The organism is Candidatus Melainabacteria bacterium, assembly GCA_016193285.1.
Classification (GTDB): domain Bacteria; phylum Cyanobacteriota; class Vampirovibrionia; order 2-02-FULL-35-15; family 2-02-FULL-35-15; genus JACPSL01.
The window spans coordinates 1-13256 of record JACPSL010000003.1; the positions used below are offsets into that span (position 1 = coordinate 1).

11 protein-coding genes are annotated in these 13256 nt (G+C 30.1%); 5 read left to right on the forward strand and 6 right to left on the reverse strand.

What is annotated here, in order from left to right:
* Positions 1 to 201: 201 nt before the first annotated feature.
* From HYY52_00440 to HYY52_00450, 3 genes are read right to left on the reverse strand one after another with little or no spacing between them, the layout of a single operon-like run.
* Complete coding sequence (locus tag HYY52_00440; GenBank protein MBI2995166.1) at positions 202 to 1116, reverse strand: homoserine kinase; 915 nt, start codon at positions 1114 to 1116, stop codon at positions 202 to 204.
* Entirely contained in the window at positions 1100 to 1834 is a 735-nt protein-coding gene (ispD, locus tag HYY52_00445) for a 2-C-methyl-D-erythritol 4-phosphate cytidylyltransferase (protein MBI2995167.1), read from the reverse strand. The genes HYY52_00440 and ispD overlap by 17 nt, the downstream gene beginning before the upstream one ends.
* A complete protein-coding gene (locus HYY52_00450; protein ID MBI2995168.1) occupies positions 1827 to 2804 on the reverse strand; it encodes a DHH family phosphoesterase in 978 nt (325 codons plus the stop codon). The genes ispD and HYY52_00450 overlap by 8 nt, the downstream gene beginning before the upstream one ends.
* 24 nt (positions 2805 to 2828) lie before the next feature.
* On the opposite strand from HYY52_00450, the gene HYY52_00455 reads away from it, so the two are divergent.
* From HYY52_00455 to leuB, 5 genes are read left to right on the forward strand one after another with little or no spacing between them, the layout of a single operon-like run.
* Complete coding sequence (locus HYY52_00455; protein ID MBI2995169.1) at positions 2829 to 3173, forward strand: histidine triad nucleotide-binding protein; 345 nt, start codon at positions 2829 to 2831, stop codon at positions 3171 to 3173.
* Positions 3174 to 3205: 32 nt separating this feature from the next.
* A complete protein-coding gene (locus tag HYY52_00460) occupies positions 3206 to 4627 on the forward strand; it encodes a DUF1727 domain-containing protein (protein ID MBI2995170.1) in 1422 nt (473 codons plus the stop codon).
* Positions 4628 to 8104 carry a transcription-repair coupling factor gene (mfd, locus tag HYY52_00465; GenBank protein MBI2995171.1) on the forward strand — a complete coding sequence of 1159 codons (3477 nt, stop codon included), beginning with the start codon at positions 4628 to 4630 and terminating at the stop codon, positions 8102 to 8104.
* Between the two features lie 59 nt (positions 8105 to 8163).
* Positions 8164 to 8874 (forward strand): SurA N-terminal domain-containing protein, encoded by a 711-nt coding sequence (locus HYY52_00470; protein MBI2995172.1) that lies wholly within the window; start codon positions 8164 to 8166, stop codon positions 8872 to 8874.
* Positions 8867 to 9940: a 3-isopropylmalate dehydrogenase gene (gene leuB, locus HYY52_00475; protein ID MBI2995173.1), complete on the forward strand. Its 1074-nt coding sequence runs from the start codon at positions 8867 to 8869 to the stop codon at positions 9938 to 9940. Before HYY52_00470 ends, leuB begins: the two co-directional genes overlap by 8 nt.
* 90 nt (positions 9941 to 10030) lie before the next feature.
* Here leuB and HYY52_00480 read toward each other — a convergent pair whose 3' ends face one another.
* The 3 genes from HYY52_00480 to HYY52_00490 form a co-directional block, all read right to left on the reverse strand.
* Positions 10031 to 10747: a hypothetical protein gene (locus HYY52_00480; GenBank protein ID MBI2995174.1), complete on the reverse strand. Its 717-nt coding sequence runs from the start codon at positions 10745 to 10747 to the stop codon at positions 10031 to 10033.
* Positions 10748 to 10879: 132 nt separating this feature from the next.
* Positions 10880 to 12139, reverse strand: coding sequence for a nucleotidyl transferase AbiEii/AbiGii toxin family protein (locus tag HYY52_00485; protein ID MBI2995175.1), 1260 nt, complete (start codon positions 12137 to 12139; stop codon positions 10880 to 10882).
* Positions 12140 to 12141: 2 nt separating this feature from the next.
* A complete protein-coding gene (locus HYY52_00490) occupies positions 12142 to 12960 on the reverse strand; it encodes a hypothetical protein (protein ID MBI2995176.1) in 819 nt (272 codons plus the stop codon).
* Positions 12961 to 13256: the final 296 nt, after the last annotated feature.

Sequence of the window (13256 nt, forward strand, 5' to 3'; positions counted from 1 at the left end):
CAGTTGGTGGAACAGAGTATGCTTTTAAGCAATTACAACTACCAATGCCAGGAATTAATATGTAGGCCATCTATTTTTGTTTAAACTTTAATATTTTCAAGAATTACGCCTTTTCTCGAGATTAATTTTCAAAGTTGCGTTATTGGAGCAATACTTGGTGCTACAGTTGCTATGTGGGTACATTTGATATAAATAATTTACTTAATTTATAACTAAACTTTCAACTTTTGCCCCATCACTAGCAACATTTAAAACTTTGTAGTTACTTTTAACATTAAATTCTTTCCACTTAGAAGTCATTGCTTTTCCAATATCTTCTGCCTTTTGTTTATTGTTTATAAAAGCTACAAGCGTAGGCCCTGCTCCTGATAAGGTACCGCCACATGCACCATATTTCATGCCTTCATTTAATACATCTTCCATGCCAGGCACAAGATCTTTTCTAAATGGCTGGTGCAACTTATCTTGAAAACCAATTTTTAAACCTTCCCAATTTTTATTTAATAAGCAAGAAAGTAAATATGCAGTCCTACTTACATTAAAAGCAGCATCTCCAAATGGAATGTTTGGTGGTAGTAGCTCTCTAGAAATTCTTGTAGGCAAATCAAAGTCAGGAATTACTACTATTACTAATAATTCTCTTGGCCATGGAAACTGATTTACAAAAACTTTTTCATCAAATGAAACAGAAACAGTTAATCCACCATATATTGCAGCAGCACAATTATCAGGGTGACCTTCTAATTTTGTAGCTAAACTTAAAATATCTTCTTTTTTTAAAGAGCCACCAAGCAAGTAATTAGCAGCTAAAAGTCCGCTTACAATGGCACTAGCACTTGAACCCAATCCACTAGCCATTGGAATCTGACAATCAATATTTACTTCTAAGGGCGGAGGATCCTTTTTTAATTTTTTAAACGCTTCACAAAACGATTTGTAGACTATGTTTGTATTATCTAATGGCAAAGAAGCATTTTCTCCTTTAATTTTTAGACCACCACTGGTTACTTTAAACGTAAATTCATTAAACCATTCCAAAGCCAGCGACAAAGTATCAAAGCCTGGTCCTAAATTTGCAGTTGATGCTGGTACTTTAATTTTAATTACATCTGACATAATTCTTTACTTCTTTTAAGATTGCACTAGCAATTTCTAAATCCTCAGGATAAGTGATTTTTATATTTTTTCTGTTTCCTATAATTAGATTAACAGAATTCTCAAAAAGTTCTATCATTTGTGCTTCATCAGTAATTGTCAAGCTTGAATCTTTAAATAATCTGTAACATCTTTCTAATAAATCATATTTAAATACTTGTGGAGTTTGTATTAAATATAATTCATCCCTACTAATTGTTGAATCAACAACTAATTTGTCTTTATCTGATTTACTTTTCTTTATAGTGTCCACAAGAGGTATAGCTAATACACTAGCTCCATTAATATAAGCACTTTCAATACACTTGTTTACATCATCCAATTCAAACAAAGGCCTTGCAACATCATGGATTAAAACTAAATCACACGTAGGATTAACTTTGCAAAAACCATTGTAAACAGAATCCTGTCTCTTCTTACCTCCTAAAACAATTTTCACTTTTCCTGGGTCGCAGCTTGTAGGTCGCAGCTCTAAAAGTTCTCTTGTAGCATTAATATCATTTGTCACTACAATTACTTCAAGCACGTCATTAAGTCGCAGAAACTTTTCTAAAGAATAAATTACTAGTGGCTTATTTTCCAATAACACAAATAGTTTTGATTTAGAGTTACCAGAATCCATTCTAGATGCACTACCAGCTCCTGCAATAATAATTGAGATTTTTTTATTCTTATTCATTTATTGCATCAATAACTTTTTTTAAGACAAGATCTTTTACTTTTAAGAATGGTGATTTTATATTAACTCCTGCAGCTTTTTTATGTCCGCCACCACCCATTGAAATTGCAATTTTACTTACATCAACATCCGTATTTGATCTTAAGCTAACTTTAGTCTCACCTACATCTTCTCTAAAAAAAACACTAACTAAAACTCCTTTTGTTCTTATCATATAATCCACAATATCTTCTGTATCTTCACTAGTTGCAGAGAAACTCTTCAGTAAATCATTACTAACATATGTCCAAGCAATTTTTCCATCTTCTGTTAAATTTAAATTAGATAAAGCATTTCCAAATATCTTAATTGACTTATATGGTTTTTCTAAAAAAGCTTTCTTATAAACACCTGTATGCTCTGCACCAAGTTCAATTAATTCTGCTCCCCAGTTTAATGCATTTGAACTTGTATTTGAATTTGAAAAACAACCTGTATCAGTAAGTAAGGTTGTATATAACAATGTTGCAATTTCTTTTGTGATTTTTACATTTAAGCTTTTAGCTAACCAATAAACTAACTGCCCAGTACTTGTTGCATCTGATTCAATCCAATTAATGTTTGCAAATCTTTCATTTGAAACATGGTGATCAATGTTTATTGTTGCTTTAGAGTTAAACCAAAGATCTTTTGCTTTTCCAAGTCTTCTTACAGAACCACAATCCAATGAAAAAGCTAATTCATAACTGCCAAGCAAATTCTTATCTTGTGAAGTTTTAACAAGATTAGAAAAAGGAAGAAACTTATATATTTCTGGAACTGGATCAGAAATTACATGATCAACAATATGCCCATGTTGTTTAAGTAAAGAACCAAGAGCTAACATTGAGCCTAAGGTGTCACCATCAGGATTCTCATGAGAAAGCACAAGACTCTTTCTTAAATTTTTAATTTTTTCTATAATCAAACTTACAGTCTTAGTATCTTTCATTACCTGTATTATACTGTATTTATGATGAGTACAAACCAAGAGTGCATTTTCTGCAAAATAGCAAATAAAGAATTACAAACAAAAATCATTTTTGAAAATGAAGAGTTTGTAGCTTTTAATGATATTAATCCTGTTAGTCCTATTCATACATTAGTAATTACTAAAAAGCATTATAAAAATTTTCTTGAGGTTGAAAATAAAGATATACTTGGAAAACTTTTACTTACAGTAAAAGAAGTAGCTAAATTAAAAGATTTAAACGATGGGTTTAGAACGGTCATAAATACTGGGGATAATGGGGGTCAAACTGTTCATCATTTACATGTTCATGTTTTAGGTGGAAGATTTCATAAATGGCCACCAGGATAGAACGTATCGGCGCATCGGCGTAATGGCTCACCATGAGAAATTTGAACTTCATACTAATTCTTTGGATTACTAAGCTAATTAGTTCTTTAATAGGGATTCTTTACTTGGGACAAGCATCAAACTTTCCAGGAAAAGTTGCTCTTAAGATTCAAAAAAACTTTATAAAATATTTTAAATTAAAAAACAATTTAAAAATAATTCTAATAACTGGCACTAATGGAAAAAGTACAACCACTGGAATGCTTGCAAGCATATTAAAAGCTAGTGGGAAAAAAGTTACTTATAACAAATTTGGTGCAAACTTACTTGCAGGAGTTGCTAGTACCTTAATTCAAAGCTCAAATTTATTTGGTAGTCTTGACTATGATTTTATAATCTTAGAAATAGATGAAGCAACTCTTCCTTTACTTACATCATTAATTAAAGCTAATGTAATTGCAGTAACTAATTTTTTTAGAGATCAATTAGATCGTTTTGGAGAACTTGATACAACTGTTAAGTTAATTGAAAAAGGAATTACAAACAATAAAGATGCCATACTTATATTAAATGCAGATGATCCAAGAGTTGCATTTTTAAATGCTAACAACAAAAAAATCTACTATGGAGTTAATAAAGGAGGTTTCGAGGTTTCGAGGTTTAGAGGTTTAGAAGTTGTTTCAGGACAAAATAATGATGATATATCAAACATCTGGAATGTTGATCCCGAAGAAATAACATCTTGTCCTGAATGTAAATCTAATCTTATTTTTAAATATAAAACACTTGCACATCTTGGAGACTATAAATGTTCAAAATGTGACCTTAAAAAACCTGATACAAATTTTACAATTTCAAATACTAAAACTGATAACTTAAGTACTTACTTTGACATAAATTATGATGATCATAAGAATAATTTTTTTATATCTCTTGTTGGAATTTTTAATTTATATAATACACTTTGTTCAATTGCGATTGCAAAGACTATTAGCGATGTTACTAATGTACAAATTCAAAAAGGGTTTCAGTCTTACAGCACAATTTTTGGAAGAGGAGAAAAAATTAGATTTAAGAATAAGTTGTCTTGGATTTACTTAATTAAAAATCCAACTGGAGCAACTGAAGTATTAAAATTGCTTACTCAAATTCCTAATTCCAGGTTTTTAATTGCATTAAATGACAATCTTGCAGACGGAAGAGATATATCCTGGATTTGGGATGCTAGATTTGATCTTTTATCAAATCATAAAAAAGAAATTTTTGTTTCAGGTAAAAGAGCTTTTGATATGGCTTTAAGATTAAAATATGCAGGCATTAATGAACATCAAATTAAAACAAATGAAAAATTATTAGTATCTCTTAAAGGTGCTATTAAATCATTATCTGAAAATGAAACATTGTACATTTTGCCAACTTATACTGTTTTATTAGAAATGCAACAAAAAGGCATTTGTTCTGGGTATAAAATTTAAATGATCATTAATTACTTAATAAATGAATTCCTTAAATCTTCAGCACTCAGCACTCACCTCAGTAATTTAACAGATTCTGCAAAAGGATTTTTTCTAACTTCTTTAATAACTTCTTTAAATAAACCAATACTTTATTTAGCAAACGATCCAGGTTCAGCGATAAATCTTTATTATGAAATTAAAAACTTAACAACTGAAAACATTTGTTATTTCTGTAGTCAAGAAGTATCTGCATATGATCAAATTTCAAGCGATGTAGATGTTATTTCTCATCAAGCAAAAACATTAATTTCATTAACTCCTGGACATAAAAAATGTTTAATTATTAGTTCATTAAAATGTTTATCTGAAAAAATATGGAACAAAGAAGATTTTACAAAATATAGTTTTAAAATAACTAAGAGTTCAAGTATAAATTCACAAGAATTATCAGAAAAGCTGGTTTTAATTGGATATAAAAAAACACCACTAGTAACAAACAGAGGAGAGTTTAGTACAAGAGGAAACATATTTGACATTTATCCAATTATTGGTGAGCCTTCTAGAATTGAGTTGTTTGGAGATGAAATAGAATCAATTAAAACATACTTAATTTCTACTCAAAGATCAATTGAAGATATAAATGAAATAATTATAAATCCAAGATATTACATAGCAAATTTAAATACTAATGAACTTGCTAATAAAATAAAAGACTTAATTAAAGGCAGTAAAGAATTTCCAAGCGAAGAAATTGAACAAATAAGAATTAATAGTTACTGTGAATCAGTAGAATATTACTCACAGTTAATTAATCAAAGAGACTCATCATTGTTTGATTATTTGCCTAAAGAAACACTTGTAATAGTTGATGACTGGAACTCAAATATAACATTATTAGAAAACTGGCATAAAAGAAATTTAGAAATAAAAAATGAACTAGAAAATAATAAAAAAATAATTCCGTTACCTCATTTGCTTATACATGATGAAAAATTTGTAATAAAAAGTCTACAAAACTTCACTACAAGTTACATAGAAAGATTTGAAACATTTGACATAAAAACTAATCAATTAATTAATCTAGCATTTTATCCGTCAGATAAATTTCAAAATCAAATTGATAAATTTGCAGCTAAAGTAAAAGAATGGATTTCTTTAAATAATAAAGTAGTAATTTTTAGTGATCAAGTACAAAGAATTAAAGGTATTTTAAGAGAATGGGACTTACCTTCATTTACTTCAGAGAGTGAAAATATAAAAGAAGAAGATTATAAATCCAATCAAATAATAATTTGTAAAGGTGGTACTACAAATGGTTTTATAATGAGCTCTTCAAATATAGTAATTCTTACTGACGAGGAAATATTTGGTACAAAACGTAAACCAAATTTTTTAAAGAAACAAACAAAATTAGATAAACATGAATACTTTACTAACATAGAAGACTTAAAAGTAAATGATTATGTTGTTCATATAAAGCATGGGATTGGAAAATATCGTGGTCTTGTAAAAATGACAGTAGATGATATTTCCCGTGAATACCTAATGATTGAATATGCTAGTGATGGAAAGCTTTATATACCAGCACATCAAGTAAATTTACTTTATAGATATCGTGGTTCAGCCGATGTAATTCCAAAGCTTTCAAAACTTGGCGGAGCTGAATGGGAGCTAACAAAAAAAAGAGTTAAGAAAGCAGTTAAAAGAATTGCAGAAGACCTGTTAAATCTTTATACAGCTAGATCAAAATTAGAAGGCTTTTCATTTAATCAAGATTCACATTGGCAAATTGAAATGGAAGAAGCATTTCCATATACTGAAACTCCAGATCAATGGAAAGCTATATGTGAAGTAAAAACAGATATGGAGTCAACAAAACCAATGGACAGGCTTATTTGTGGAGATGTTGGTTACGGGAAAACTGAAGTAGCACTTAGAGCAATTTTTAAAGCAATTTTATCCGGAAAGCAAGCAGCAGTACTAGTACCAACTACAATATTAGCTCAGCAACATTTTAATACTATTTTTGAAAGGCTTGCACCTTATACAGTTAGAATTGGTATTCTTAGCAGATTTATAAGTCAAAGAGAACAAAAAGACACAATAGCAAAATTAGCTCTTGGTGAAATTGACTTAGTAATTGGAACACACAGGCTATTACAAAAAGATGTAGTGTTTAAAGATCTTGGCTTGGTTGTAATTGATGAAGAACAAAGATTTGGGGTTATTCATAAGGAAAAATTAAAACAATTAAGAGTAACAGTAGATGTAGTTACTTTAAGTGCTACTCCTATTCCACGTACATTAAATATGGCATTATCTGGTGCTAAAGACATGTCTTTAATTAATACCCCACCATTAAATCGTTTACCAATAAAAACTTTTGTAGGAGAGTTTAAACCTACAATAATAAAAACCTCAATTCTTCATGAATTAGAAAGAGGAGGGCAAGTTTACTTTGTTCACAATAAAATAGAAACAATTTACAAAACAGCAGCTTTTATAAAAGAACTTACACCAGAAGCAAATATTGCTATTGCACATGGACAAATGCAAGAAAAAGAATTAGAAAAAGTAATGTTAGATTTCTGGGCTAAAAAATATAATGTACTTGTTTGTACTACAATTATTGAATCTGGTTTAGATATTCCAAATGTAAACACTATAATCATTGATAATGCTGATCAAATGGGACTTGCACAGCTTTATCAATTAAGGGGAAGGGTTGGCAGAGCAGAAATCCAGGCATTTGCATACTGTCTTTATCTACAAAATAAAATTTTATCCGAGGTTGCAAAAAACAGATTGCAAGCAATTAAAGAATTTTCTAATCTTGGATCAGGTTACCAGATTGCACTTCGTGATATGGAAATTAGAGGCGTAGGAAATATTTTAGGACAAGAACAGCATGGACACATGATTTCAGTTGGTTTTGATTTATATTGTAAGCTTTTAAATGAAGCAGTTGATAAATTAAGAGGACTTGAGGTAGAAGACATTGAATTAGAAACCGTTGTAGACTTAAACATCAGTGCCTTTATACCAAATACTTATATTGAAGATGAAGGACAAAAAGTAATTGAATATAAAAGATTAGCAAATGTTAGAACAAACAAAGAACTTGAATATTTAAGTGCTGAATGGAAAGATCGTTTTGGTAATTTTCCAAAAGAAGCTGAAAACCTTATAAAAATTGTAGAGCTTAGAATTCTTGCCAGCCAAGTCGGAATAAAAACCATAAAATCAGAATCAGGTTTATCACCAACAATTAAAATTGACATAAACTTTAGACTACAAAATTGGTTAAGCATCCAGTCCTTACTTCCAAAAGATATAACCGACAGAACTATTTTTAAATCAAATGCTAGGGAAGGAAGTCATACATCATACTTACTTTTTAAAACATTAGGATTAATCGCTGAAAGACAGTTAGAGCTTTTATTTGAACTTTTAGGTCGTTTAAGATCACTTCAGATAAACAAAAAAATTGCATAAAAAAGTCAAATCACCCAAGAAAAAAGCTCAAATTTAAATTACAATAATATTCATAGCAAATGAAGAAATACCTTTATAAAATAATAATCTCTTTTCTTTTTTTATTTCTAATTATCAATCCTTCTTTTTCTCAAATACAAGACAATGAAATAATTGCAAATGTAAATGGTGAAAATATTTACTTAAATACATTTAATAGATTATTTAATGCCAGGCAAAAGAAATTACCTATTGAAAAAAATCAAGAAAATGCTGTAAAAGAAAAAATATTAAATCAAATAATTGAAGATACCTTAATTCTTCAGGAAGCAAAAGCAAGAAACTTAGAAGCAAATGAAGAAGAAATAAATAAAAGATTTAATTTAACCACCGAAAAACAAGGTGGAGAAGAAGCATTTAAAAAATTCCTTGCTGAAAATAATGCAACTATTGAAGATGCTAAAGATGAAATTAAAAAACAAATTTTATATGACCAAATAAAAGAAGATATTATAAAAGGAGCTGGCAATTTAAGCACATTTATAAATAATAAAAAACAAGTGGCAAGTATTGTTATCTACAAAGATAAGGTATTTCCACAAGAGCTTACTTCTGAAACAAATATAACTATAAGAGCTAGTGAATACCCTGCAATAACTAAAGAAAAAGTTGAATCTCAAGTTAAAGAAATCAAGAAATTAGAAGAACAAACAAAAGAAGCAATAACAATAGATGAATTAACTACTGAAATAAAAGAATTTAGAAAAAAGATTGAAGAAAGAAATGACTAAAACAATAACCTTACTTAGTGGTGATGGAATAGGACCAGAAGTATCTATAGAAGCTGAAAAGTTACTTAAAGTCATAGAAGAAAAGTTTAATTACAAATTTAATATTAAAAAAAAAGATTTTGGTGGAATTGCAATTGATAATTCTGGAGTACCACTTTCAGAAGACACACTTAATACCTGTAAAAAATCAGATGTAGTTTTATTAGCTGCAATTGGCGGGCCAAAATACGATAACTTACCGAGAGAAAAACGCCCAGAAAGCGGTTTACTAGGTTTAAGAGCAGGACTTTCTGCTTTTGCAAATCTTAGACCAGTAATGATTTTTGATCCACTTCTTGACACTTCTACTCTTAAAAAAGAAGTTTTAACTGGCACTGACTTAATCGTAGTTAGAGAACTTACTGGTGGGCTTTATTTTGGAAAACCAAAAGGAATTGAAGTTAGAAATAATGAGAGAACTGGTTTTAACACAATGATTTACTCTGAATCAGAAATAAAAAGAATAGCAAAAGTTGCATTTGAAATTGCAAGAAAAAGAAAAAAGAAAGTTACATCTATTGATAAAGCAAATGTACTAGATGTCTCACAACTTTGGAGAGATGTTGTAATTGAAGTTTCAAAAAATTATAAAGATATTACTTTAGAACACTTATATATTGATAATGCTGCCATGCAAATTATTAAAAATCCAAAACAATTTGATGTAATTCTTGCTGAGAATTTATTTGGTGATATTTTATCTGATGAAGCAGCTATGTTAACTGGAAGTATTGGAATGTTACCAAGTGCATCAATGGGAGATGGAACTTATGCTTCAATATATGAACCTGTTCATGGAAGTGCACCTGATATTGCAGGTAAAGATTTAGCAAATCCACTTGCAATGATGCTTTCAGTAGCTATGATGTTTAAATATAGTTTTAATGATGAGCAAGTTTATAGTGCAATTAATGAATCAGTAAAAAACACTTTAAAAAAAGGTTACAGAACAAAAGATATTTTTCAAAATGGTTGTAAGTTAGTTGGAACTAAAGAGATGGGAGATTTAATTTGTAATGGATTGTAGAGGATTATTTAACCGATGCTAATATGATTACATTTGTAACAACATCTGAGCTAACAAAGAATCACCCTATTAGTATTAGCTTACAAAATACTATTTTACCCACTTAGAATACAATTCATCAAGGTTAAATCTTTGTCCATTTTCTTCTGATATTTGAACATCAGCATTATCAATGTTTACTACTTCTCTTCTTCCCCAGCTCCCAAGGATAGCAGCAGAATTATTATATTTAACACAGTCTGTGTGTACCCCTTTTCCATTTAAAAACTCCCATAACTTTTCCCGTTCTTCAGGAGTTACAGAATTTTGCTCCCCAATTTGCTGTACTACTAGTCCTCTATCAAGTCCTTGTACTTTTAAATATCCGAATGCAGCAAACCCAGGGATTTTGCATAGTGGGAAACCATCTAAAGCTTTTAGTTTCTTCTGCCCAATCAAGTTGTTAGCAACTACTTCTATAGTTGCAGCTTCTCTTCTAAAGTTACAATCAGTAAGATCAAATATTGGATTTTCATATGGCACCTTAAAAACAAGATGAGGAAATCTATTAATTACAAACACGTGAACTTGTCCTCCTGGTTTACCAAATGGTTTAATCAAGTATTTTTCCCCAGCTACTTTTAATTCTCTTATACCAAACCATGGTCGTTTACCTTCCTGCTCAATACTTTTTGCATACTCAACGGTACCACCTATAACATCTTCTTCAACCTTGCTGCTTGCATTTCTTCGGATTGGTACATCTTTCCTTTGGGAAGGAAACATACTTGAAGCTCCAACTAAAATCTTTTCAAATACAGCTATCATAAATTTTTACTAACTAGTGAAAACCCTTTGTTCTTCAATACTACAAAAGTTAAAGAGTTGAAGTCAATAAAAGAAAGCTAATCAAGATTTCAATGTAATTTTCACATCTTTTCAATTGCAAATATAAATAAATTATAAATATTTGGGTCTGACTCTTGTAGAAGTATGTCTCGAACGCTTGGTATCTTCACTGTAATAAGGTTTTGTTGGTGGAATATTTAGTGTGCCTGCAGGAGTAAGTTCAATGTTATATGCAGGTACAAAGGCAGTTTTTGTAACTGCCGCACCTTCAATCCTGTCAACCCTATAGGATATGTCTTCTTTTGTATTATGTTTTCTGGCATAAAGGACAATATTTCCATCTTTAGTTTTTCTCAGGGAATATGGTTCTATAACTCTGCTACTACCTTGGTATCTTAAATCTACACATAGCCTGTTGGCAGCAGCAAATCTTATTCTTTCAAGATATGTACCATCTTCCCAATGGCTAATTGTTACTGGTGGCTTCCATTTTTGATCCAATTGTTCTTTAGTTGCAAAGACAGGAAGCAATGTAATTTTTTCTTTGCCCTCAAGCCATTCGAAAAGTTCAGGAAGAACAGAAAGATAATGCTCCACATCTGGTAATTCTTGGATTTGATGTCCAAGCATATTTTTCCATTCGGTTTTTAATTCTGTTAATGCTGGAGAATTTTGAATATTTCCTAATGTGATAATTGGTAAATTTTTATATTCACATTTTTTTGAAAATACATTTCTTATTTCACTTTCTTTTAAATCTGAATGGCATCTCCAAAAAATATTAGCTATGTCATAAAGATCACGAGGGCGAGTTCTTTGCCCCATAGCACGTATCTTTTCTGCAAAAAGCTCTTGAAAAGTGTAACAAAGCACCTCTGAGTTTAAGGGTAAAGAATCACTATAAGTATGTGCTATAGAACGCTTAATAGGTTCTAATACAACTATCTCATCTTGAGTTATATCTAATTTTATTCTTACTGGTGTACTTCTGCCTGTTAAACTTTGAAAATAAATACTTCCTTCAATTGATTTTTGATTTGGTCTTTCTTCTAACTTTGTTTTTTCTATGGAGAATTGAATTCCTGATTCTTTTTGTAATTGTTCTAATATAGTATTAATCTGCTTTTGTATTTCTTTTTGTTCAGCTACTCCATTTGGTAAAACCGTGAAATCTAAATCTTCCGAGAATCTCCATGTTTCCATGTAGCATTTTTTCAGACAGGTACCACCCTTAAAAACCCAGGTAGTTCCGATTATTGTGTTTCTTGCTATTCCTGACAATAGCCAGCCAAGAACATAATCTTTTTCTATAGTTTCTATTGGCAGTCCCCATTCAGAAGACAAGCTCCTTATTTCATTCAGGTTAATCATTTTTAGTTAATTGAAGCATTAATAATCAAACCCCATTTTTTATCCTCAACCCCTTCTTTTGGTAAATCAGGATCAAGGTATACTTTTCCTCGATTAATATTTTTGAGACATCGTTTAGATAAACCAGATACATTGATTTTGAGTTTTTCTATCAGGAAACCAAGTCTTTTGTAGATTACTTTATTGCCCATTAATTCTAAATATTTTTTTAAAGATTTTTCGTTCTTGTGTTTACTATGAAAATATTCACTTAGTATTTGAGAAACGTGTCTTATGCCACCACCAAGTGAAGGAGTATCTAACAAATCTATTATTGTTTTTGAAGGATCAGATATATTAATTTTATGTTCCCTTATCCAAATTGAATCTATACCAAACATTCTTTCCTCTTTTATTGTTCTAACAATGTATTGTGTTTCTTCAATAGTTGGTCTCCTATGTCGCACTTGTTTAGTTGTATAAACTACTATTGCTCTAAAATGTTGTTCAGTTAATTCATAATATTGAGCCGCATTCCATCCGCCAATATAGCAAGGTAAAAATATTTTAGATGCAATAATCCAGTTGTCTTCTGTCCATGATTTTGGAGTTTGTGCTTCAAGTGGAACAGTAATATACACTCCTTGTCTTACTCTTTTTAGCCATCCTTTTTTTGCTAAGTAAGGTAAAATCTTTTTTACTTTTTGATTTGGCAGCTTTAAAAGTTTTATTGCATCAGTTACTGAAAATGGGCCTTTAGTTTGCCTGTTTAAAGCAGATAAAAGCTCTCTATATTCTCTTGATATTCCTGCTGCAATTGAGTATGTAGATTTTCTACGCATAGTAGAATTATTACATATTCAATTGTATATAGCAATATCTCAAAATTTGTGTCAAACAACACTTATAAAATCAAGTAAGAAAACCAGAAAATAAATTTAGACACCGATGAAAAGATTACTTACGTAAAGCTAGAAAAAAAATGAAGTTAAATATTCTTTTAAGTTCGTAAATAATGTTTCATTAAATCAAGAACATAAAGATTTAAAAGTAAACTTCTACTGTATTGTATGAACTTAGAAAATCTGCTCAAAATAATTAATAATCATTGATAGTTGCACTATTGTATTTAAGTTCT

What these genes read in the sequence shown, in the direction of transcription:
- HYY52_00490 (MBI2995176.1), bottom strand. Translation starts at nt 12,960, where the DNA reads ATGCGTAGAAAATCTACATACTCAATTGCAGCAGGAATATCAAGAGAA.
- HYY52_00480 (MBI2995174.1), bottom strand. Translation starts at nt 10,747, where the DNA reads ATGATAGCTGTATTTGAAAAGATTTTAGTTGGAGCTTCAAGTATGTTT.
- HYY52_00455 (MBI2995169.1), top strand. Translation starts at nt 2,829, where the DNA reads ATGAGTACAAACCAAGAGTGCATTTTCTGCAAAATAGCAAATAAAGAA.
- HYY52_00450 (MBI2995168.1), bottom strand. Translation starts at nt 2,804, where the DNA reads ATGAAAGATACTAAGACTGTAAGTTTGATTATAGAAAAAATTAAAAAT.
- HYY52_00440 (MBI2995166.1), bottom strand. Translation starts at nt 1,116, where the DNA reads ATGTCAGATGTAATTAAAATTAAAGTACCAGCATCAACTGCAAATTTA.
- mfd (MBI2995171.1), top strand. Translation starts at nt 4,628, where the DNA reads ATGATCATTAATTACTTAATAAATGAATTCCTTAAATCTTCAGCACTC.
- HYY52_00460 (MBI2995170.1), top strand. Translation starts at nt 3,206, where the DNA reads ATGAGAAATTTGAACTTCATACTAATTCTTTGGATTACTAAGCTAATT.
- HYY52_00485 (MBI2995175.1), bottom strand. Translation starts at nt 12,139, where the DNA reads ATGATTAACCTGAATGAAATAAGGAGCTTGTCTTCTGAATGGGGACTG.
- HYY52_00470 (MBI2995172.1), top strand. Translation starts at nt 8,164, where the DNA reads ATGAAGAAATACCTTTATAAAATAATAATCTCTTTTCTTTTTTTATTT.
- leuB (MBI2995173.1), top strand. Translation starts at nt 8,867, where the DNA reads ATGACTAAAACAATAACCTTACTTAGTGGTGATGGAATAGGACCAGAA.
- ispD (MBI2995167.1), bottom strand. Translation starts at nt 1,834, where the DNA reads ATGAATAAGAATAAAAAAATCTCAATTATTATTGCAGGAGCTGGTAGT.